The organism is Bradyrhizobium sp. Mp19 (assembly GCF_029952935.1).
In the GTDB taxonomy this organism is placed as follows: domain Bacteria; phylum Pseudomonadota; class Alphaproteobacteria; order Rhizobiales; family Xanthobacteraceae; genus Bradyrhizobium; species Bradyrhizobium elkanii.
Genome location: NZ_JASAUT010000021.1, coordinates 61751 through 81578 on the forward strand (window position 1 = coordinate 61751; position 19828 = coordinate 81578).

At 63.6% G+C, this 19828-nt stretch carries 20 protein-coding genes; 8 read left to right on the forward strand and 12 right to left on the reverse strand.

Annotation, left to right across the window (positions count from 1 at the left end; genetic code table 11):
- Positions 1–412: 412 nt before the first annotated feature.
- Together groL and QJT82_RS22710 are read right to left on the reverse strand one after the other, a co-directional pair.
- Positions 413–2053 carry a chaperonin GroEL gene (gene groL / locus QJT82_RS22705; RefSeq protein ID WP_018272374.1) on the reverse strand — a complete coding sequence of 547 codons (1641 nt, stop codon included), beginning with the start codon at positions 2051–2053 and terminating at the stop codon, positions 413–415.
- Positions 2054–2098: 45 nt separating this feature from the next.
- Positions 2099–2413: a co-chaperone GroES gene (locus QJT82_RS22710; RefSeq protein WP_223976313.1), complete on the reverse strand. Its 315-nt coding sequence runs from the start codon at positions 2411–2413 to the stop codon at positions 2099–2101.
- A 395-nt stretch (positions 2414–2808) separates the two neighbouring features.
- On the opposite strand from QJT82_RS22710, the gene QJT82_RS22715 reads away from it, so the two are divergent.
- On the forward strand, positions 2809–3099 hold the full coding sequence (locus QJT82_RS22715; RefSeq protein ID WP_026192965.1) for an usg protein: 291 nt from the start codon (positions 2809–2811) through the stop codon (positions 3097–3099).
- Between the two features lie 97 nt (positions 3100–3196).
- A complete protein-coding gene (locus QJT82_RS22720; protein WP_028342892.1) occupies positions 3197–3763 on the forward strand; it encodes a cupin domain-containing protein in 567 nt (188 codons plus the stop codon).
- Between the two features lie 228 nt (positions 3764–3991).
- Here QJT82_RS22720 and QJT82_RS22725 read toward each other — a convergent pair whose 3' ends face one another.
- Both QJT82_RS22725 and soxC read right to left on the reverse strand, forming a co-directional pair.
- The gene (locus QJT82_RS22725; protein ID WP_028342893.1) at positions 3992–4525 is read right to left on the reverse strand and encodes a cytochrome c; all 534 of its coding nucleotides are present in this window, start codon (positions 4523–4525) and stop codon (positions 3992–3994) included.
- A complete protein-coding gene (gene soxC / locus QJT82_RS22730) occupies positions 4512–5801 on the reverse strand; it encodes a sulfite dehydrogenase (RefSeq protein ID WP_051448035.1) in 1290 nt (429 codons plus the stop codon). The genes QJT82_RS22725 and soxC overlap by 14 nt, the downstream gene beginning before the upstream one ends.
- Positions 5802–6212: 411 nt before the next feature.
- Here soxC and QJT82_RS22735 point away from each other — a divergent pair, with 411 nt between their 5' ends.
- Positions 6213–6443, forward strand: a complete 231-nt coding sequence (locus QJT82_RS22735; protein WP_080686874.1) for an MGMT family protein — start codon at positions 6213–6215, stop codon at positions 6441–6443.
- 98 nt (positions 6444–6541) lie between these two features.
- Here QJT82_RS22735 and QJT82_RS22740 read toward each other — a convergent pair whose 3' ends face one another.
- Positions 6542–7798 carry a nucleoside transporter C-terminal domain-containing protein gene (locus QJT82_RS22740; protein ID WP_028342895.1) on the reverse strand — a complete coding sequence of 419 codons (1257 nt, stop codon included), beginning with the start codon at positions 7796–7798 and terminating at the stop codon, positions 6542–6544.
- 116 nt (positions 7799–7914) lie between these two features.
- Between QJT82_RS22740 and QJT82_RS22745 the strand changes: the two genes are divergently transcribed.
- Positions 7915–9138 carry an MFS transporter gene (locus QJT82_RS22745; RefSeq protein ID WP_028342896.1) on the forward strand — a complete coding sequence of 408 codons (1224 nt, stop codon included), beginning with the start codon at positions 7915–7917 and terminating at the stop codon, positions 9136–9138.
- Between the two features lie 340 nt (positions 9139–9478).
- Here the strand turns inward: QJT82_RS22745 and QJT82_RS22750 are convergent, their stop codons facing one another.
- Together QJT82_RS22750 and QJT82_RS22755 are read right to left on the reverse strand one after the other, a co-directional pair.
- Positions 9479–10240: an SDR family oxidoreductase gene (locus tag QJT82_RS22750; RefSeq protein ID WP_028342897.1), complete on the reverse strand. Its 762-nt coding sequence runs from the start codon at positions 10238–10240 to the stop codon at positions 9479–9481.
- A gap of 12 nt (positions 10241–10252) precedes the next feature.
- Entirely contained in the window at positions 10253–11014 is a 762-nt protein-coding gene (locus QJT82_RS22755) for a proteasome-type protease (RefSeq protein ID WP_028342898.1), read from the reverse strand.
- Positions 11015–11307: 293 nt separating this feature from the next.
- Here QJT82_RS22755 and QJT82_RS22760 point away from each other — a divergent pair, with 293 nt between their 5' ends.
- Positions 11308–12903, forward strand: a complete 1596-nt coding sequence (locus tag QJT82_RS22760; protein WP_028342899.1) for an ABC transporter substrate-binding protein — start codon at positions 11308–11310, stop codon at positions 12901–12903.
- Positions 12904–13093: 190 nt separating this feature from the next.
- Here QJT82_RS22760 and QJT82_RS22765 read toward each other — a convergent pair whose 3' ends face one another.
- Both QJT82_RS22765 and QJT82_RS22770 read right to left on the reverse strand, forming a co-directional pair.
- Positions 13094–13387, reverse strand: coding sequence for a GYD domain-containing protein (locus QJT82_RS22765; protein ID WP_026192964.1), 294 nt, complete (start codon positions 13385–13387; stop codon positions 13094–13096).
- Positions 13388–13739: 352 nt separating this feature from the next.
- Positions 13740–13958: a hypothetical protein gene (locus QJT82_RS22770; protein ID WP_028342900.1), complete on the reverse strand. Its 219-nt coding sequence runs from the start codon at positions 13956–13958 to the stop codon at positions 13740–13742.
- Positions 13959–14279: 321 nt separating this feature from the next.
- On the opposite strand from QJT82_RS22770, the gene pdhA reads away from it, so the two are divergent.
- From pdhA to QJT82_RS22785, 3 genes are read left to right on the forward strand one after another with little or no spacing between them, the layout of a single operon-like run.
- Positions 14280–15227 carry a pyruvate dehydrogenase (acetyl-transferring) E1 component subunit alpha gene (gene pdhA / locus QJT82_RS22775; protein WP_245288823.1) on the forward strand — a complete coding sequence of 316 codons (948 nt, stop codon included), beginning with the start codon at positions 14280–14282 and terminating at the stop codon, positions 15225–15227.
- The gene (locus QJT82_RS22780; protein ID WP_028342901.1) at positions 15220–16200 is read left to right on the forward strand and encodes an alpha-ketoacid dehydrogenase subunit beta; all 981 of its coding nucleotides are present in this window, start codon (positions 15220–15222) and stop codon (positions 16198–16200) included. Before pdhA ends, QJT82_RS22780 begins: the two co-directional genes overlap by 8 nt.
- 20 nt (positions 16201–16220) lie before the next feature.
- Positions 16221–17318, forward strand: a complete 1098-nt coding sequence (locus QJT82_RS22785; protein ID WP_028342902.1) for a dihydrolipoamide acetyltransferase family protein — start codon at positions 16221–16223, stop codon at positions 17316–17318.
- A 30-nt stretch (positions 17319–17348) separates the two neighbouring features.
- On the opposite strand, the gene QJT82_RS22790 is transcribed toward QJT82_RS22785, so the two are convergent.
- From QJT82_RS22790 to QJT82_RS22800, 3 genes are all read right to left on the reverse strand, one after another.
- On the reverse strand, positions 17349–17774 hold the full coding sequence (locus QJT82_RS22790; RefSeq protein ID WP_028342903.1) for a carboxymuconolactone decarboxylase family protein: 426 nt from the start codon (positions 17772–17774) through the stop codon (positions 17349–17351).
- 101 nt (positions 17775–17875) lie between these two features.
- The gene (locus QJT82_RS22795; protein WP_028342904.1) at positions 17876–18718 is read right to left on the reverse strand and encodes a transglutaminase family protein; all 843 of its coding nucleotides are present in this window, start codon (positions 18716–18718) and stop codon (positions 17876–17878) included.
- A 159-nt stretch (positions 18719–18877) separates the two neighbouring features.
- Positions 18878–19822, reverse strand: a complete 945-nt coding sequence (locus QJT82_RS22800) for an alpha-E domain-containing protein (RefSeq protein ID WP_028342905.1) — start codon at positions 19820–19822, stop codon at positions 18878–18880.
- Positions 19823–19828 lie beyond the last annotated feature (6 nt).

Genomic DNA, 19828 nt, shown 5'->3' on the forward strand with positions numbered 1-19828 from the left:
AGTGAGAGCATTCTCCGCAACGCTTGCCCGCGTCACGGGAGCTGACGCTCCGTGCTCGATTCAGATTTTTGAGAGTGAAGTTCGATCTCGTCCCGAGCTTACTGTGCGGGACGAAGGCGACAGTGTCGGTTCGGTTTGCGACTCTCGCACGAATTTTTTTTTGAGATTGTCAACTCAGACCAACGTATATTTACGGAGAGTGTTGTGCATAACGTGCATGCTGAGAGCCGCCTGAGGCCCCTGCATCAGCGTGAGGTTGTGCAAAGTATCCGCATTGGCCGCGCTGCAGCTCGCCCCAAACAAAAACCCCGGCATCGCTGCCGGGGTTCTGCATTCCGTTTTCGCTGAGCGAGATCCCGGCTCTGCGGTGCACCGCTTTGCGCTGCACCGCGTCCGGGACGACTTCGTCGCCTTAGAAGTCCATGCCGCCCATGCCGCCGCCCGGAGGCATCGCGGGGCCGCCAGCGTTCTTCTTCGGCAGCTCGGCAACCATCGCTTCCGTGGTGATCAGGAGCGCGGCAACCGAGGCAGCGTTCTGGATCGCGGTGCGGACGACCTTGGTCGGGTCGATGATGCCCTTCTTGACGAGGTCGGCATAGTCGCCGGTCTGGGAGTCGAAGCCGTAGTTGTAGGCCTTGTTCTCCAGAATCTTGCCGACGATGACCGAACCGTCTTCACCGGCGTTGATCGCGATCTGGCGAGCGGGAGCCGACAGCGCCTTGCGCACGATCTCGACGCCGGTCTTCTGGTCGTCGTTCTTGGTGCGCAGGCCCTTGAGCTGCTCGGACGCACGGAGCAGGGCGACGCCGCCGCCCGGGACGATGCCTTCCTCGACAGCCGCGCGGGTCGCGTGCATCGCGTCATCAACGCGATCCTTGCGCTCCTTCACCTCGACCTCGGTCGCGCCGCCGACGCGGATCACCGCGACGCCGCCTGCGAGCTTGGCGAGACGCTCCTGCAGCTTCTCACGGTCGTAGTCCGAAGTGGTCTCCTCGATCTGCGCCTTGATCTGGGCAACGCGGGCGTCGATGTCGGCCTTCTTGCCGGCGCCGTTGACGATCGTGGTGTTCTCCTTGTCGATCATCACCTTCTTGGCGCGACCGAGCATCTGCAGCGTGACGTTCTCGAGCTTGATGCCGAGGTCTTCCGAGATGGCCTGGCCGCCGGTCAGGATCGCGATGTCCTGCAGCATGGCCTTGCGGCGATCGCCGAAGCCCGGAGCCTTGACGGCCGCGACCTTCAGGCCGCCACGCAGGCGGTTGACGACGAGGGTGGCGAGGGCTTCGCCTTCGACGTCCTCGGCGACGATGACCAGCGGCTTGCCGGTCTGCACCACGGCCTCGAGCAGCGGCAGCAGCTCGTTCAGCGACGAGAGCTTCTTCTCGTTGATGAGGATGTAGGCGTCGTCCATCTCAACGCGCATCTTGTCGGCGTTGGTGACGAAGTAGGGCGAGATGTAGCCGCGGTCGAACTGCATGCCCTCGACGACGTCGAGTTCGGTCTCGAGCGACTTGGCTTCCTCGACCGTGATCACGCCCTCATTGCCGACCTTCTTCATGGCGTCGGAGAGGAACTTGCCGATCTCGGCATCGCCGTTGGCCGAAATGGTGCCGACCTGGGCGATCTCCTCGTTCGAGGTGACCTTCTTCGAGTTCTTCTGGAGGTCCGCAACGACGGCTTCGACCGCGAGGTCGATACCGCGCTTGAGGTCCATCGGGTTCATGCCGGCGGCGACCGACTTGGCGCCTTCCTTCACGATCGCAGCCGCGAGCACGGTCGCAGTGGTGGTGCCGTCGCCGGCCGCGTCAGCGGACTTGGAGGCGACTTCGCGCACCATCTGGGCGCCCATGTTCTCGAACTTGTCCTCGAGCTCGATCTCCTTGGCGACGGTGACGCCGTCCTTGGTGATGCGGGGAGCGCCGAACGACTTTTCGAGCACCACGTTGCGGCCCTTCGGACCGAGGGTGACCTTCACCGCGTTGGCGAGGATGTCGACGCCGCGCAGCATCTTGTCGCGCGCCTCGACGGAGAATTTGACTTCTTTAGCTGCCATCTGAATTTTTCCTTGAGAGATTTAACCTGGGAGGGAGGGAGGCGCTTAGGCCGCCTTCTTCTTGGAAGCGGGGACGTCGAGGACGCCCATGATGTCGCTTTCCTTCATGATCAGCAGGTCTTCGCCGTCGATCTTGACCTCGGTGCCGGACCACTTGCCGAACAGCACGCGGTCGCCGACCTTGAGGTCGATCGGGATCAGCTTGCCAGCTTCGTCGCGGCCGCCCGGGCCGACGGCGGTCACTTCGCCCTGCGAGGGCTTTTCCTTGGCGCTGTCCGGAATGATGATGCCGCCAGCAGACTTCTCTTCGGCGTCGATACGCTTGACCACGACGCGGTCGTGAAGCGGACGGAATTTCATGCAGTCCTCCTAAACATTTGTAGATGCTGTAGATTTTTGGAGAGTTAGCAGTCCAATCCAGCGAGTGCCAGACTGGCTGGGCAGGAGATAGGCCAAGCCTTGGCGGCGGGCAAGTGCCTCTAGCAGAAAAATTGGCACTCGTGAGTGCCGCCTGCCAAAAGGATGCCGAGATCATTTCGGCATCCTTAATGCCGCCCGGAAGAGGTCGCCGGGGCTATTAGCAGATGCGGTAAGCTGCTGCCAACGCAAGAAATTTCAACAACCTATTAAACATTTGGGCTTGAGATGGGTTAGTCGCGTGCGTCACATTTCTCTCATGTGAGCGCATCCATTGCCGGTGGTCCGGCGGGGGAGGTCGGCCACCACGTGAATGCGCTCCGTCACAGGAGGTTGGCATGGTCTCGCGAGTTGGTGGGGTTGTTTCCGACGATTTCCGGAAGCAGTTGCTGGGGTACGGGCTGACGACGGCGCAAATCCTCTATCGGATGCCGGATCACCCCTCGTTGCTGCAGACCTATGTCTGGCAGAACTACGACCTGTTTCCGAAATTCCCGGCGCTGCAGGATTTCCTCGCGTTCTGGCAGGCGAAGCTCGAAGGCCCGCTGTTTTCGGTGACGGTGGCGCATTCCAAGCTGGTCAAGCCGGCCGAGTTGCGTGCCGTCGACGGCGTGTTCCGGCTGCATTGATCCGCAAAGCGGCGGGGCGCGGCTTGCGCCTTTGCTCGCCTCGCGGCGCGCGACTTGTGTTAGCCTTCGTCTGTCACAAGAAGACGGGAGGCGAACAATGGCCAAGAAGACGGCATCAAGATCGGCAGCCAAGACCGCGGTGAAGAAGAAATGGTCGGGGCTCGGCGCCGGCGCCAAGAAGACGTCCGCGAAATCGTCCGCGCGCAAGACCATCAAGTCGAAAGGCCGCGTCTCGGCGGCCAAGAAGAGCGCGCCGAAAGCTGGAACCAGGGCACGGCCGAAGCAGCGCGTCGCGATCAGTCATCACCGCGAAGAGGACTTCAAGGCCGACGGGCTGCGCGCCTACGCCAAATACCGCGACCTCGGCATCGCCGCCGCCTCGCATGGCCTCGCGCAGGCACACGTCATCCGGCTGCAGGGACCGTGCAATCCCGATGAAGTGTCGAAGCTGCACTTCCACGACGTCGATTTCCAGATGGTCTATGTGCTCAAGGGCTGGGTGAAGACCTACATGGAAGGCGAGGGCGAGACGCTGATGCAGCAAGGTAGCGCCTGGACCCAGCCGCCGCGCATCCGGCACATGATCCTGGACTACTCCGACGACGTCGAACTGCTGGAGGTGATCCTGCCGGCTGAGTTCAAGACGGTGGAGCTGAAAGCGTAGGCTCTAGCGCAGTCGTCATGGCCGGGCTTGACCCGGCCATCCAGCTTGCTTCGAAAGATTCTGCTTGGTCGATGGATGTCCGGGTCAAGTCCGGGCATGACGATTTTCCAGGCCGTGTACCCATAAAACCGTCAGCGTGACTCTACGTCCGCTTTGCCCCGATAGCGACCAAGTTCGTGCGGCAACGCAAGATGTCGCGATGGGCCAGACCCAGACATTCAGGCAGCTTTATTTTCCGCGCGAAAACGTCACAAATCCATTCCGGTTCGGCATTTTCACCTTTTGCAGTGTCTGCGCATCCATGGTGTCGTTGTCTGCAATGATGCCGTTGAGGTTCAGGATATAAGCGACGACCGCATAAACTTCGTCATTGGTCAACGACTTCGATTCGTTATATGGCATCGCTCGCCGCACATAGTCGAAGACTGTCGTGGCATAGGGCCAGAAGCTTCCCACGGTTTTGACCGGAGGCTTGTCACCGGGAAGCGTTCCTTGTCCGCCCACGAGCTGATCGTTGGGCTTCCCGGCTCCTTTCTCGCCATGGCAGGCGGTGCATTTTGCCGCGTACACGGCTTCACCTTGCTTTGGGGTCCCGCTGCCAGGCGGCAAGCCGACGCCGTCTGGACCAATGCTGATGTCCCAAGAGGCAATTTCCTCCGGTGTTGCCGCCCGTCCGAAGTTTGGGCTTTCAGCCGCGAATGCGACGGCCGAAGCCATGGCAAGACCTGAGGCGGCGACGAGGAGAGCGCTACGCGTAGACATGCTTCACCTCGCCTTTGTCGGAAACGGCCCACGTCGTGATGGCGTTGGCGTGATAGATCGTCCGGTTGCCGCGCGCGGCGATCATCTTCTCGCGCGTCGGCTGCACGTAACCAGACTCGTCGGTGGCGCGGCTTTGCAGGACGGCTGGCCCGCCATTCCACCGCCACGGCATGCGGAAGCGCGTCAACGCCTTCGATAGCACTGGCGGCTGCAGCGCCGCGTTTGCCCAGCTTTTGCCGCCGTCAGCCGAGACCTCAACCTTGGTGATCTTGCCATAGCCCGACCAGGCAAGGCCCGAGATTTCATAAAGGCCGGGCTCCTTCATAGTTAGCCCTGGTGAAGGCTGCGTGATCACCGACTTTCCTTCCTGGGGAAGCACAAACTGAAGGGATTTCCCGTCGGGCAAGGTGATCGTGTACTTCGATGTCTCGTCCTTGGTCATCGTCGGTCCTTCGGTCAGCTTGATGCGCCGGAGCCATTTCACATTCATGTTGCCTTCGTATCCCGGCAGCAGGAGTCGCATCGGATAGCCGTTGGATGGCCTCACGCGCTCACCGTTCTGGTAGAGAGCAATCAATGCGTCATCCATCGCTTTCGCCAACGGTATGCTGCGGCTCATGCCGGCAGCATCTGCACCTTCGGCTAAAATCCATTTGGCCTTCGGATCGACGCCTGCTTCCTGCAACAGGACCGCGAGCCTTACGCCCGTCCACTCGGCGCAGGAGACAAGGCCGTGAATCGCCTGGACTCCAACCGCGGCGGCCTCCTTCTGGTACAGCAATTGGCCGTTACCACCACATTCGAGAAATGAGACGCGCGACTCGCGCGGATAGCGTTCTAGGCTTTCCAGCGTGAAGGTCAGCGGGCGCTTGACTAGGCCGTGGATTAACAGCCGGTGGGTATCCGGGTTAATGTCGGGAATGCCGCTATGAGAACGTTCAAAATGCACGCTATTGGGCGTGATCATGCCGTCGAGCAAATGGAGCGGTGTGCGGGCGGCACCTGTGCCGGTCGTGCCTGGCGCGGTGTTCCAAGTTCTGGCGACCTTTTCTTCGTATTTCGCTGGCTGGCCGTAGCCGACGAATCCGGATCCCGGCACCTTCATCCAGGGCTCAACCGGTAACGCGTCGGCGGCAGCTGGATTAGGCAGAGCGGAACTGGCAACGGCGGCCGCAGCCGCCGTACCCGCTGTCAAAAACATACGGCGATGAAGGAGGCCGTTCCCCGCCACGATGTCCAGATCGGACCCGTGAACGGTCGATCGATCAGCAGCCATCAAGTCCTCCTTTTTGACTTTGCCCCAGTTATCAACCCCGCTGTGCGAGCATTGTTCTTCAGCTACAGGTCGAAGCTCGCTTCCTTGGACATTGGGGTCGCCGCAAATTCCGCATCGCAGCGAAATGACGCGGCGGGCACACCGCGCTATGTCCGAGTTGGGTCATTCACCTCGAATCGCATCGGGCGGAGCCGCCGGTCGATGTCCGCAATGCTCCGTTTGCGTCCACGCCGGCACTGCGCGGCAAACGACGCTAGGGGCCAATAGCTGCCCACAATGTTAAGACGGCGGCGCGCACTTCGAAACTAACACCGGCACGTCCAGTCGAATCTTCCGTGCCAACGCGACGCGCTCGTTCCAACCGCAAGTAAAAAGGCGAAAACCCTCTGAGAAATCTGCTACACTCGGCCTATGAAAACCTTTTCAGACAAGGTCCGCGACATCGTGCGCAAGATCCCAAAAGGGAAGACCATGACGTACAAAGGTGTCGCTGCTAAAGCCGGCAATCCGGAAGCTGCACGCGCGGTTGGCGCGATAATGCGCACGAATTACGACCCATCGATCCCCTGTCATCGCGTTATTGCAAGCGGCGGCTCAATGCGCGGCTACGTGCGTCCGCGCCGCCGGCCGGCCCAACAATGATCCGCTTGACAGGAAGCTTCACCGCGTCAGCACCGCCCCGGATTGCGCGGAGCCTGTCATCGGGCGCGCGTTCGCGCGACCCGTTGGCTCCATCCGGGCTACGGTGATGTCAGCATCCCCACGATCGCGCCCATCAGGCAGGTCGTCAGCGTGCCCGAGAGGATCGACTTCAGCCCGAGCGCGTTGATCTCGTCGCGCCGCTCGGGCGCCATGATGCCGAGGCCGCCGATCATGATGCCGAGGCTCGCGAAGTTGGCAAAGCCGCACATCGCGTAGAGCATGATCAGGCGCGAGCGCGGATCGAGTGCGTCGGGGCCGAGCTTCGACAGGTCGACATAGGCGATCAGCTCGTTCAGCACGGTCTTGGTGCCCATCAGGCTTCCCGCCGTGATCGCCTGCGGCCAGGGCAGGCCCATCAGCCAGCACACCGGCGCCATCACGTAACCAAGCAGCCGCTGCAGCGAGATTTTCGCGCCGCCGATCTCCGGCAGCAGGCCGATGATCGCGTTCGCCAGATACACCAGCGCGACCAGCACCAGCAGCATCGCGATGATGTTCATCAAGAGCTCGAGCCCGGCTGCCGTGCCCTTCACGATGGCGTCCATCGTCGACGACACCTGGATATCGGGATTGTCGAGCGATCCGCCGGTGCGCTTGTCCGAGGTTTCCGGCACCATGATCAGGCTCACCAAAATTGCGGCCGGCGCGCCGAGCACCGAGGCGATGACGAAATGCGCGGCCGCATCCGGGATCAGCGGCGCGAGCAGCGTGGCGTACAGCACCAGCACGGTGCCGGCGATCCCGGCCATACCGCCGGTCATCACCAGAAACAATTCGCTGCGGGTGAGCTGCGCCAGATAGGGGCGGATGAAGAGCGGCGCTTCGACCATGCCGAGAAAGATATTGGCTGCGGTCGAGAGCCCGACCGCGCCGCCGACGCCGAGTGTGCGCTCGAGCAGCCAGGCCATGCCGCGCACGACAGGCGGCAGCACGCGCCAATAGAACAACAGCGTCGTCAGCACGCTCATGACCAGCACGATCGGCAGCGCCTGAAAGGCGAGGATGAAGTCCGACCCCGGCGCTTTGGGATCGAATGGCGCCGGGCCGCCGCCGACATAGCCGAATACGAAGGCGGTGCCGGCGCGCGTCGCGGCCGCGATCGTGCCGACGGCGTCATTGATCGCGCCGAAAGCCTGCGTCACCAGCGGCACCTTGATCAGCACCAGCGCCGTGACGATCGTGACGACGAGCCCGATCGCCGCCTGGCGCAGCGACACCTTCAGGCGATTCTCGCTCAGCGCCCAGGCGATCAAGAGCAACGCCACCACGCCGAACGCCGATTGCAACTGCAGCATCACGCCCCCAAAAACCCTCGCGGGATTATGGGCAGGGGCCTCGCGCAGCGCAATGCTGTTGCGCGTTCAGCTCGTCGCCATTGACAAGTTGCAGGCGCTCGGCCACGCAATCATCCATGTCCTCCGCCACGCCGGCCGGCGCCCGCGATCTGCTCGGCCACCGACCGTTCCTGTTCTTCTTGTCGTCGCGCAGCCTGTCGCGCTTCTCCAGCCAGATCGGCGCGGTGGCGATCGGTTGGCAGATCTATGATCTGACCGGCAGCGCATTCGACCTCGGCATGGTCGGACTGGTGCAGTTTCTGCCGACGGCGCTCTTGGTGTTTGTCGCCGGCCACGCCGCCGACCGCTTCGAGCGCAAGCGCGTCGTGCAGGCCTGCCAGATCGCGGAGGCGCTGACCGCATTGTTTCTCGCCGGAAGCACCTTTGCCGGCACCATCTCGGAGACCCAGATCTTCGTCGCGACCTTCGTGCTCGGGATCGCCGGCGCGTTCGAGAGCCCGGCGACCGCCGCGCTGTTGCCGCTGATCGCACCGCAAGGCTCGCTGCAGCTGGCGACCGCGATATCGAGCGGCGCGGCGCAGGTCGCAACCATCACCGGACCCGCGCTCGGCGGCTTCGCCTATGCCCTGATGCCGAGCGCGCCCTACGGCATCATGATGGTGTTTTGGCTGTTCGGCGCCCTCCTGACCGGCGGCATCGGCCGGCTGCAGCAGGCGCCGGTGAAGAACGGCGGGTCGTCGGACGATCTGTTTGCCGGCGTCACCTTCGTTCGCAGCAATCCGGCGATCCTCGGCACCATCTCGCTCGACTTGTTCGCGGTGCTGTTCGGCGGCGTCACCGCGCTGCTGCCGATCTATGCGCGCGATATCCTGCAAGCCGGCCCGCTCGGCCTCGGCATCCTGCGCGCCGCGCCCGCGGTCGGCGCGCTCTTGATGACGATGGTGCTGGCGCGGCACACCATCAACCGCCGCGTCGGCATGCGGATGTTCCAGGCGGTGATCGTGTTCGGCGTCGCGACGGTGGTGTTCGCGCTGTCGCACTGGATGTGGCTGTCGGCGCTGGCGCTCGCGGTGCTCGGCGCCGCCGACACGATCAGCGTCGTGATCCGCTTCTCGCTGGTGCAGCTTGCCACCCCCGACGAGATGCGCGGCCGCGTCGGCGCGGTGAACTTCCTGTTCATCAATGCGTCGAACCAACTCGGCCAGTTTGAGAGCGGCGTCACCGCGGCGCTGCTCGGCACCGTGCCATCGGCCGTGCTCGGCGGCGTCGCCACCGTCGCGGTCGCGCTGCTCTGGATGAAGCTGTTCCCGACGCTGCGCGACGTCGAGAAGCTGGAGTAGGGGCGTTCTCTCCACCCGTCATTGCGAGCGAAGCGAAGCAATCCATCTCACCGCATGCGGATATGGATTGCTTCGTCGCTGACGCTCCTCGCAATGACGGAATTGGCTCCGGCTGCAACAGATGTGATAGCCCCCGGGCAAGGGGGCTTGCAGGATTTCGGAATAATGGAAAAGTATCGCTGATTTGCCCGACGTGTCAAGTTGCCGTGTCGAACGCCGCTAGCTGCCGGCTACTTTGCATGGGGTTGTTTTCGATATTTTGGCAGTGTGCCCCGGCGACGCCCGGCCGGGACAAGCCGGCCGGGCGTCGCGATAGTCTGCCGCAAGCAGGAGGGGAAGATCAGCCCCGGCCCACGAACGGCATCTTGGTCGCCATCACAGTCATGAACAGCACGTTGGCGTCGAGCGGCAGGCCGGCCATGTAGGCGACGGCGTCGCCGACCGCCTTGGCGTCCATGCGCGGCTCGTGCTTGGTGGTGCCGTCCGGCTGCAGCACGCCGGGGCCGTTGACCATGCGGTCGGTCATCGGGGTCGCGGCATTGCCGATATCGACCTGGCCGACCGCGATGTCATACATGCGGCCATCGAGGTTGGAGGCTTTTGTCAGGCCGGTGATGGCGTGCTTGGTCGAGGTGTAGGCGGCAGAGAACGGCCGCGGCGCGTGCGCCGAGATCGAGCCGTTGTTGATGATGCGGCCGCCGCGCGGCTTCTGGTCCTTCATGATGCGGAAGGCGTGCTGGGTGCACAGGAACGGCGCGGTGAGGTTGGTGTTGACCACGGCCTGCCACTGCTCGAGGGCTAAGTCCTCGAAGTTCACCGGCGGCGCGCCCATGCCGGCGTTGTTGAACAGCACGTCGAGCCGGCCATAGGTCGCCTTCACCTTGTCGAACAGCGCGGCGATCGCGGCGGGGTTGGCCATGTCGGCCGACACGCACAGGCTCTTGCCGGCGGGGCCGAGCTTGGCGGTCTCTTCCAGCATCTCCATGCGGCGCCCGGCGAGCACCACGGTGTAGCCCTTGTCCATCAAAGCGAGCGATGCCGCGCGTCCGACGCCGGTGCCGGCGCCGGTCACGAGTGCGATCTTGCTGGTTGCCTCAGTCATCCGAGTTTCCTCTTACTTGGTTTTTGCTTCGGTTTCGTTCTTGTAGGGTGGGCGTGGAATGTTCTGGTGCGCCGCGCGCAGCGCCGCCGACCAGCGCGAGCGCAGGTCGTGGAAATAGGGCTCGCCGGCCTCGATGCGGTGGTTGAGGTCGGCCTCGCAGGCATCGGTGCGCACCACCAGCACGTCGATCGGCAGGCCGACGCCGAGATTGGAGCGCATCGTCGAATCCATCGAGATCAGCCCCGTTTTGAGCGCCTCGTAGAGCTCGACGTCGTAATGCATGGCGCGGTCGAGCACCGGCTTGCCGTATTTGTGCTCGCCGATCTGCAGGTATGGCGTGTCGGTGGTGCATTCGATGAAGTTGCCGGCGGTGTAGACCATGAACAGGCGCATCCGTGAGCCCTTGATCTGGCCGCCGAACAGGAACGAGACGTCGAAGGAGATGTCCTCGGAACGCAGTGCGTCGCCCTCGGTCGCATGCACCGACCGGATGGCGCGGCCGATCCGCTGCGCCGCCTGGAACATGGTCGGGGCATTCATCAGCGTCTCGAGCTCGCCGGTGTCCGGATTTTCCATGCCCTCGGTCAGGGTCGACAGCACCGACTGGCTGATCGCCAGATTCCCGGCGCTGGCGATCGCCATGATGCGCTCGCCGGGCTTTTCGAAGATGTGCAGCTTGCGGAAGGTCGAGACATTGTCGAGGCCGGCATTGGTGCGGGTATCGGCGATCATGACGAGCCCGTCGCGCACCAGAATTCCGCAGCAATAGGTCATTTCAAGTCCTCAGACGGTCCGAGTTTCTCGGCCGGAAACTAGTAGCCAATTTCGCGGATGCATCCAACCCCAATTCCCCGTGACGGGAGATGCCGTGCCCCGTCAAAGAGGGGCGGGACGACCGAGCGATGGCCGGGCGCCTGTTCCAGCCGTCCAGGTTGCGGGGCGCATCCCGGTCTCGCTCTGCGTTGCGCGCAGCCGGCAATGATCTTGGCCCTGTGTCGTTGCGAGGGGCGGGGTGTTGTGCTCGACTGCCTGCAACCGACGACAACAAGAAATTTCGGGAGGCGGGAATGTCGTTCAAACTGGCCGCGTGCATCGTGGCATTGGGTTTCGCGGCGCTCGCCGCGAGCCCTGCATCGGCGCAGAAGAAGGGCAGCACGCTGCGGCTCTATCACAACGACAATCCGCCCTCGACCTCGCTGCTCGAGGAATCCACCATCGCCTCGGTGATGCCGTTCGCGGCCGTCTTCAACAACCTCGTGGTGTTCGATCCGGCCAAGGTGCACGAAAGCATCGACACCGTGATCCCCGATCTCGCCGAGAGCTGGTCGTGGGACCAGACCAACACAAAGCTCACCTTCAAGCTGCGTCACGGCGTGAAGTGGCATGACGGCCGGCCGTTCACCGCCAAGGACGTGCAGTGCACCTGGCGGATGCTGATCGGCAAGAGCGAGACCCAGGACTTCAAGCGCAACCCGCGCAAGGTCTGGTACTCGAAGCTCAAGGACGTCAGCATCAATGGCGACGATGAGGCGACCTTCGAGCTGACCGAGCCGCAGCCCGGCCTGCTGGCGCTGCTCGCCAGCGCCTTCTCGGTGGTCTATCCCTGCCACGTGCCGCAGCAGGTGATGCGCACCAAACCGGTCGGCACCGGGCCGTTCAAGTTCGTCGAGTTCCGGCGCGGTGACTCCATCCGTCTGATCCGCAACCCCGATTACTTCAAGAAGGACCGGCCGTATCTCGACGAGATCACGGTGCGCTCGATCGACAGCCGCGCCACGCGCATGCTGGCGTTCGCGACCGGCGACTATGACATCACCTTTCCGTCCGACGTCAGCATTCCCCTGATGAAGGACGTCAAGGCGCGGGCGCCGAACGCGATCTGCGAGATGACGTCGACCAATCTGCAGATCAATCTTCTGGTCAACCGCGTCAATCCGCCGTTCGACAATCCGGATATCCGCAAGGCGATGTCGCTGGCGCTGGATCGCAAGGCCTTCAACAGCATCCTGTTCGAAGGCACCGGACGGCTCGGCGGCGCGATGCAGGCCAAGCCGGAAGGCGAGTGGGGCATGCCGCCGGATATCCTGTCGACGCTGATGGGATACGGCCCAGATGCCGAGAAGAACCTCGCCGAGGCGCAGGCGATCATGCAGAAGCTCGGCTACAGCGACGCCAAGCCGCTGTCGATCAAGATCCAGACCCGCAATCTGCCGACCTATCGCGACCCGGCGGTGATCCTCGCCGACCAGCTCAAGAAGATCTACATCACAGCGGAGCTCGACATTCTGGATACGCCGCGCTGGTACTCGCGATTGCAGCGCAAGGACTACACCATCGGCCTCAATGTCACCGGCGTCAGCGTCGACGATCCCGATGGCAATCTGGTGGAGAACTATTCCTGCAACTCCGAGCGCAACTATACCCAGTACTGCAATGCCGAGGTCGACAAGCTGCTGGCGGCGCAGTCGCGCGAGGTCGACAAGGACACGCGCCGCAAGATCGTGTTCGACATCGAGCGCCTGCTGGTCGACGACGCCGCGCGGCCGGTCATCCTGCACTCATCGGCCGGCAATTGCTGGCAGCCCTACGTGAAGAATTTCCATCCGCACGACAACAGCCAGTACAACAATCTGCGTTTCGAGGATGTCTGGCTGGATAAATAACGCGTGGTGGCCCGCTGGCGACGACGTGCGCCGTCGCCCTCGTGCGCTTCGTATCCTTATTTATTCACACGACCAGAGCGGTGGCTGGTCCTGCGCACGCGCGCACTCCCCGCGCCGATCGCCGGGTGTCAAGATCGACGGCGCCCGTCAGTCAGACCGCGCAGAGATCCATAGGGACATCCCGAAGCCGCTACGGAAGCTCGGATATCAGCTTGGTCCACTCGGCCTCGGGCCAGGCCCGTGATGTGCAGGTCCGTATGTTTCCCAGAGAACTGAGGGCCAGCGCGAGTTTTGTGATGTTGTCGCCGAGAGGCGCCTCGGCGAGAAGAAGGATGTCGTGCTCGCCGGAGGTGAGATAGACCTCCTTGATTTCGACACCTAGCGTCTTGGCGAGTTCTTTCGCCGCTCGGCTGCGCTTGGGAGCTTCCTTGACATTACGAATTCCCTGGTCGGTCCAGTCGATCCTCAAGATGAATGTCGCCATGTCGTCCTCCAAGGGTTACGCACCGCCCTTGTCTGCCGCGCGCGCGGCAGGCCAACGTGCTTCATGTTGAAGTTGAGGGAGCGCCACATAAGGCAGGCGCTGCTTTCAGACTGCGATGCCTGCCGACGGCCTGACCGCTGCCCGTTCCTTCAAACGGCGACGTCGGCCCGTCCCGTCTAAGGGCAGCTCGCTGCAGATTACGCCATGTCCCTTGCTCGAGAAAGAGGGCTCCCCGCGTTGTGATCGGGAGCGCGGTGGCCTCGCGCAAGCGAGGGCGCCGCGTCAAGATCACACCCTCTGCGCAAGGATGCGGCCGCAGGCCTTCGCGCGCCGGACAGCTATCCGGTGCAAGTCAGGTGTGGGTGTAGTCACCGGGTTTCAACCCGAGCGCCTTGACAGCTGCTTCGGGAAGCGGCCCCCACGCTTCGATCGTTTCATTCGGGGCCATCATGTCCGCAATAATTGCCGTGGCCTTTGCCGCGTCTCCTTCAGCCACGAAGAAGACCGAGCGAACAGGCGGGCCGCCGTCCAACGGCGCAGTTGTTACGAGGACAACCTGACCATTTGCCATGCTCTCTTATACCGCAGTTGCGGCGCTGTGCCACGGATCCTGTCGATCGATCCTCACGACCCGGCCGCTGACGCTTGCGCCAAGAGCGATGCTGCCGCGGTATTGCATCGTCGCGGCTCGAACACCAAATAGCTAAACGTGGGAGGCAGAACCGCTCCAGGAATGAGCGCGTGGCCAGCAAAAGAGCAAACGAAGAGCTCCCCGTCATTGCGCGCTTTGAGGTGCGCCGCCGCAATTATCTCGCGCCCGACGGCTCGATAGAGCGGCCGCTTCCTGCCTTTCTCCACCGATGCCAGGCTGCTCGCCGAACTTTACCGGTCGATGGTGCTCTTGCGCCTGTTTGACCGAAAGGCGGTTGCATTGCAGCGCACTGGTCGACTGGGAACCTATGCCGTTTCGCTCGGCCAGGAGGCGGTGTCGGTCGGCATCGCGAGTGCGATGCGGGAGGATGACGTTCTGCTGCCCTCCTATCGCGATAATGGTGCGTTGCTTTGGCGTGGCGTCAAGCTGGAGGAGATCCTGCTGTTCTGGGGCGGCGATGAACGCGGCAATCAATTCTCCGGTCCGGTGCACGATTTCCCGTTCTGCGTTCCCGTCGGATCACAGGCGCCGCACGCCGCCGGCGTTGCCTATGCCCTGAAGCTGCGCAAGGAGCCGCGCGTGGCCGTCTGCATGTTCGGCGACGGCGCCACCTCGAAAGGCGATGTCTACGAGGCCATGAATTTCGCCGGCGTTCACAAATTGCCGCTCGTGTTCGTCGCCACCAACAATCAATGGGCCATATCGGTGCCGCTGCGGCTGCAGACGGGGTCCGAGACGCTGGCGCAGAAGGCCATCGGCGCAGGGTTCAGCGGCGAGCAGGTGGACGGGAGTGACGTGGTGGCGATGCGCGCCGCGGCCGAGGAGGCCATTGCCGCTGCCCGCGACGGCAAGGGCCCTCACTTCATCGAAGCGGTCACCTACCGGCTCGGCGATCACACGACGTCAGATGATGCATTGCGCTATCGTTCGGCCGAAGAAGTCCAGGCCCACTGGAAGGAAGAGCCGATCGCGCGCCTCAGGTCCTATCTTGTGGGTCAGAAGATGTGGACCAAGGCGGACGAGGAGCAGCTCGCCGCCGAGTGCCATGAGCGCATCGAAGCGGCGGTGGAGCGCTATCTGAAGACGCCGCCGCGCCGAGCCGAAACCATGTTCGACAACCTCTATGCCGAGCTGCCCGAGGCGTATGCCGAGCAGCGCCGCGAACTCGCGGGAGAGGACGATGCCTGAAGTCACGTTGGTCGAAGCCATCAATCTGGCTCTCGGCCGCGCCATGGCGGATGATCCCGATGTGGTCGTGCTCGGCGAGGATGTCGGCGTCAATGGCGGCGTCTTCCGCGCGACCGTCGGCTTGCAGGAGCGCTTCGGTCCGGAGCGCGTTCTTGATACGCCGCTTGCCGAACTCCTGATCAGCGGGCTCTGCGTCGGCATGGCCGCGCAGGGATTGAAGCCGGTCGGCGAAATCCAGTTCATGGGATTTATTTATCCCTGTCTCGATCAGCTGGTGAACCACGCATCACGGCTGCGCAACCGTACCCAGGGACGACTGACCTGTCCGATGGTCCTGCGGACGCCGCATGGTGCCGGCATTCGTGCGCCCGGGCATCATTCCGAAAGCACCGAGGCGATGCTGGCCCACATTCCGGGCTTGCGTGTCGTAATGCCTTCGTCGCCGGAGCGCGCCTATGGACTTCTCCTCGCCGCGATCCGCGATCCAGATCCGGTGGTGTTCCTGGAGCCGACGCGGTTGTACCGCGCCGTGAAAGGCGAGGTCGAGGACAACGGCGAAGCCTTGCCGATGGATCGCGCCTTTGTCGAGAGGGAAGGTCGCGACGTCACGCTGATCAGCTGGGGTGGGATGCTGAAGGAAACGATGGCCGCAGCGGACGCGCTCGCCGACGAGAGCATCGCTGCCGAGGTTATCGACCTCGCCACGCTCAAGCCCTACGATGAAAACACCGTGCTCAGGTCGGTCGCAAAGACCGGGCGCTGCGTCATCGTGCACGAGGCCGCGCACACCGGCGGATTTGGCGCGGAGATCGCAGCCATGATCGCCGAGCGCGGACTATCCTCGCTGCTCGCACCCGTGACCCGCGTCACCGGCTACGACACGATCATTCCGATGGCCCGCCTCGAGCAACGCTACATGCCGTCGGTCGGACGCATCGTGACCGCAGCGCGAAAGGCGTGCCAGTACAACTGAACACCAACGGACCTTGTGCCATGCGCCAGTTTACGTTGCCGGACCTTGGTGAAGGTCTTGAAGAAGCGGAGATCGTCACCTGGTACGTCAACGAGGGCGATCACGTCGTGACCGATCAGCCGCTCGTTTCGGTCGAGACCGACAAGGCGGTGGTCGAGATACCGGCGCCGTCGAGCGGACGCATCGCGCGCCTGTTCGGTGCCAAGGGCGATATCGTGAAGGTCGGCGCGCCGCTCGTCGAGTTTGCCGAGGACGCCGGGCAGGACACCGGCACGATTGTGGGCGAACTCGACACCGGCGAGCAGCGGCCGGCGCCAGCAACTGCTTCGCCGCCCAGCGGGCAGGGAGCCCAAGTGTTTCCGGCAGTGCGCGCCCTTGCGCGCAAGCTTGACGTCGCGCTCGATCTCGTCGAGGCGACCGGGCCCGGCGGCACCATCACGCGGGCCGATGTCGAGAGGGCGGCGAAGCGGATGTCTCACAGCGGACCCGCCGAGCCGCTGCGCGGCTTGCGCCGCGCGATGGCCCAACGCATGACGGCAGCGCATGCGGAAATCGTCCCCGCGACGGTCACCGATGAAGCCGACATCGACGATTGGCGGCAGGGCGAGGACGTGACAATCCGCCTGGCGCGGGCGATCGCCGCCGCCTGCAAGGCAGAGCCCGCGCTCAATGCCTGGTATCATTCCGGTACGGGAGAACGGCGCCTGATCGAGCGCATCGATCTCGGCATCGCCGTCGACACCGGCGGCGGCCTGATCGTTCCCGTGCTGCGCAATGTCGCGGAGCGGAGCGTATCGGATCTGCGGGCCGGACTCGACCGTTTGCGAGCCGACGCAATCGCGCGCGCGATACCCCCGGAGGAGCTGCGCGGTGCGACGATCACGTTGTCGAACTTCGGCATGATCGGAGGCCGGTTTGCTAACCTAATCATCGTGCCGCCGCAGACGGCGATCGTCGGCGCCGGGCGGATTTCGGAGCGCGTGGTCGCGCTTCGGGGGCAGGTTGCGGTCCGGCGCACGCTGCCGCTATCGCTGACCTTCGATCATCGGGTGGTGACGGGCGGCGAAGCTGCCCGTTTCCTGGTTGTCCTCAAATCCGACGTTGAGAGCATTTCGTGACATCACTCATTCGCGAGACAGGCAGGAGCGTCACGGCTCCTGCCTCTGTCCCGCCGGTGCGTCGACGAGGAAGGCCTCGTCGACGGGTACGCCGAGCGCCGTGACCAGCCGGTTGGTTTCGGCGGCCATGCCGACGATCGCCAGCATTTCCTGATATTCGGCGTCGGTCATGCCCTTGGCGCGGGCGCTCGCGGTGTGCGAGTGAATGCAATAGCTGCAGCCGTGTGCCACCGAGACGGCGACGTAGAGCATCTCCTTGACCTTCGGATCGAGCGCGCCCGGTGCCATCACCTCCTTGATGCTCTCCCAGGTCCGCCGCAGGGTCTTCGGATCATGCGCCAGCGCGCGCCAGAAATTGTTGACGAAGTCCGAGTTCCGCGTCTTGCGGATGTCGTCGAAGACGGCGCGTGCCTCCGCCGAGAGTTCGTCGTCGGAAAGCAGTTTTACGGTGGCCATGGCTTGTCTCGCCGGTTCGGTTTGCAGCAGCGATCATATCACGGCCGGTCGGCCCGTCCGGTCACGATCGGGAAACGAGACGAACGTGGGTGGTGCACCGCCTACGATTGCGTCTGGCTCTGCCACTGTCCGGGGCGGCCGGCCTGATCGACCTTGACCGCGACCGTCAGCGTCTCGTTGCCGCCGCCATAGCGGGTGCCGCGGACCGGGGCGGCGCCGAGATAGTCGAGGCCGATCGCGACGCGGGCATGGGCGTCGGTGGTGCAAATGCCGTTGGCGGCGTCGAAGCCGACCCAGCCGAGATCGGGCACGAAGGCCTCGGCCCAGGCGTGGCCGGCCTGCTGGTTGACCATGCCATCGGAGCGCAGGAAGTGGCCGGAGACGAACCGCGCCGGAACGCCACCGGCGCGCGCGCAGGCGATCAGGATGTGCGCGTAGTCCTGGCAGACGCCGCGCTTCAGCGCGAACGCCTCGGCGGCCGAGGTGGCGCTGTTGGTCGGGTCCTCGTCGAAGGTCATGTGCTCGTAGATCTGCGCCATCAGCGCGTGCAGGAAGCCGAGCACGTCGCCGCCGGCCTCGGTGCGCAGCTCGCGCACGATGACCGTCATCGCCGGGTTGAGGTCGGTCAGCGATGTGGCGCGAAGGAACAGGCTCGGCGGAAACCGCTCGTCGGTGCCCTTCAGGACGCCGCCGGTGTCGTGGGTCTCGACCAGGCCTTCGCAATGGATCGTGAGGTCACTGATCGAACCATGCGTCAGCACATGGGTGACGTTGCCGAAAGCGTCCTCATGGGTGTCGAGCCGGGAATCGGTCGAGACGTCGATCTGCCAGTCCGCGACATATTGGCCATCATGGCTGCCGGGCGTCATCCGCAGAATCTGGATCACGCCCGAGGCCGCCGGCTCGTAGCGATACGTGGTGGTATGGGCTATCCGCAGGCGCATGGCTCAACCGGAGTTCAGTCGGTTTTTCGGGGCATGACGTCTTTCGTCCTAATTGGCCGCGAAAGCAAGACGTCGATGGCCGGGACACCCATGCGAAGACGCGCTTCGCGCTTTTGGCCCCGCCATGACGACAATTTGAGCGTTTTTCGGCCGTATCGGTTAGATCAGGTACTGCTTGGTGATGATCTCACCCAGCCGTGAGTTGTCCGCGATGAACTCCTGGATGAATTCGTGCACGCCGTGCTGGAAGATATCGTCCATGTTGCTGTGCTCGAGCCGGTTCCTGATGCCGCGGGCATGGCGTTGCGAGGCGCCCTGGCGGCCATAGGCGACGCCGATCTGGTCGAGGTTGCGCACGAGGTTGCTGTAGCAGCTGGCAAGCGAGCGCGGCAGCGTATCGTTGAGGATCAGGAGGTCGGCGATCAGCCAGGGCTTCAGGGTTTCCCGGTAGACCCAGTGATAGGCGGTCGTTGCCGACACCGAGCGCAGGATCGAGGTCCACTGGTAGTAATCCAGCGGGCCGCCGACATGCTCCTCCTCGGGCAACAGCATGTGATACTTCACGTCGAGAATCCGCGCGGTGTTGTCGGCGCGCTCGAGATGGACCCCGAGCCGCGAGAACCAGTAGGCGTCGTTGCGCAGCATGGTGCGGTAGGCCGAGCCGTCGAAGCGCAGCGAGGTCTCCTGCACGAAGCGCAGGAATTTGGCCAGCTCCTCGCGGTTGGCGGGACCCTTGTTCCAGACCGCCTGCAGCTCGATCCAGGCCGAATTGATGGTGTCCCACATCTCGGATGTCAGCGCGGTGCGCACCGAGCGTGAATTGAGCCGCGCCGCCTCGATGCAGTTCTTGATCGAGGACGCATTTTCCGACGAGAAGGAGAGATATTCGATGACGTTCCGCTCGTTGGCTTCCTCATAGTGAACGTAGAAGCTCGCGCCGACGCCGGCGGTGAGCAGTGCGGAATCCCACTCATTGGTCTTGCCGACATAGGCCGCGGGCAGCGCGGTGACGCGCAACGTCGCATCGATGGTGCGCGCCAGATATTCGGCGCGTTCGACGTAACGGGCCAGCCAGAACAGGTTTTCGGCGGTGCGCGACAGCATGCTTTC

Excerpts from the sequence above, each read along its gene's own strand:
- groL (WP_018272374.1), bottom strand. The coding sequence starts at position 2,053 with ATGGCAGCTAAAGAAGTCAAATTCTCCGTCGAGGCGCGCGACAAGATG.
- QJT82_RS22710 (WP_223976313.1), bottom strand. The coding sequence starts at position 2,413 with ATGAAATTCCGTCCGCTTCACGACCGCGTCGTGGTCAAGCGTATCGAC.
- QJT82_RS22715 (WP_026192965.1), top strand. The coding sequence starts at position 2,809 with ATGGTCTCGCGAGTTGGTGGGGTTGTTTCCGACGATTTCCGGAAGCAG.
- QJT82_RS22720 (WP_028342892.1), top strand. The coding sequence starts at position 3,197 with ATGGCCAAGAAGACGGCATCAAGATCGGCAGCCAAGACCGCGGTGAAG.
- QJT82_RS22725 (WP_028342893.1), bottom strand. The coding sequence starts at position 4,525 with ATGTCTACGCGTAGCGCTCTCCTCGTCGCCGCCTCAGGTCTTGCCATG.
- soxC (WP_051448035.1), bottom strand. The coding sequence starts at position 5,801 with ATGGCTGCTGATCGATCGACCGTTCACGGGTCCGATCTGGACATCGTG.
- QJT82_RS22735 (WP_080686874.1), top strand. The coding sequence starts at position 6,213 with ATGAAAACCTTTTCAGACAAGGTCCGCGACATCGTGCGCAAGATCCCA.
- QJT82_RS22740 (WP_028342895.1), bottom strand. The coding sequence starts at position 7,798 with ATGCTGCAGTTGCAATCGGCGTTCGGCGTGGTGGCGTTGCTCTTGATC.
- QJT82_RS22745 (WP_028342896.1), top strand. The coding sequence starts at position 7,915 with ATGTCCTCCGCCACGCCGGCCGGCGCCCGCGATCTGCTCGGCCACCGA.
- QJT82_RS22750 (WP_028342897.1), bottom strand. The coding sequence starts at position 10,240 with ATGACTGAGGCAACCAGCAAGATCGCACTCGTGACCGGCGCCGGCACC.
- QJT82_RS22755 (WP_028342898.1), bottom strand. The coding sequence starts at position 11,014 with ATGACCTATTGCTGCGGAATTCTGGTGCGCGACGGGCTCGTCATGATC.
- QJT82_RS22760 (WP_028342899.1), top strand. The coding sequence starts at position 11,308 with ATGTCGTTCAAACTGGCCGCGTGCATCGTGGCATTGGGTTTCGCGGCG.
- QJT82_RS22765 (WP_026192964.1), bottom strand. The coding sequence starts at position 13,387 with ATGGCGACATTCATCTTGAGGATCGACTGGACCGACCAGGGAATTCGT.
- QJT82_RS22770 (WP_028342900.1), bottom strand. The coding sequence starts at position 13,958 with ATGGCAAATGGTCAGGTTGTCCTCGTAACAACTGCGCCGTTGGACGGC.
- pdhA (WP_245288823.1), top strand. The coding sequence starts at position 14,280 with ATGGTGCTCTTGCGCCTGTTTGACCGAAAGGCGGTTGCATTGCAGCGC.
- QJT82_RS22780 (WP_028342901.1), top strand. The coding sequence starts at position 15,220 with ATGCCTGAAGTCACGTTGGTCGAAGCCATCAATCTGGCTCTCGGCCGC.
- QJT82_RS22785 (WP_028342902.1), top strand. The coding sequence starts at position 16,221 with ATGCGCCAGTTTACGTTGCCGGACCTTGGTGAAGGTCTTGAAGAAGCG.
- QJT82_RS22790 (WP_028342903.1), bottom strand. The coding sequence starts at position 17,774 with ATGGCCACCGTAAAACTGCTTTCCGACGACGAACTCTCGGCGGAGGCA.
- QJT82_RS22795 (WP_028342904.1), bottom strand. The coding sequence starts at position 18,718 with ATGCGCCTGCGGATAGCCCATACCACCACGTATCGCTACGAGCCGGCG.
- QJT82_RS22800 (WP_028342905.1), bottom strand. The coding sequence starts at position 19,822 with ATGCTGTCGCGCACCGCCGAAAACCTGTTCTGGCTGGCCCGTTACGTC.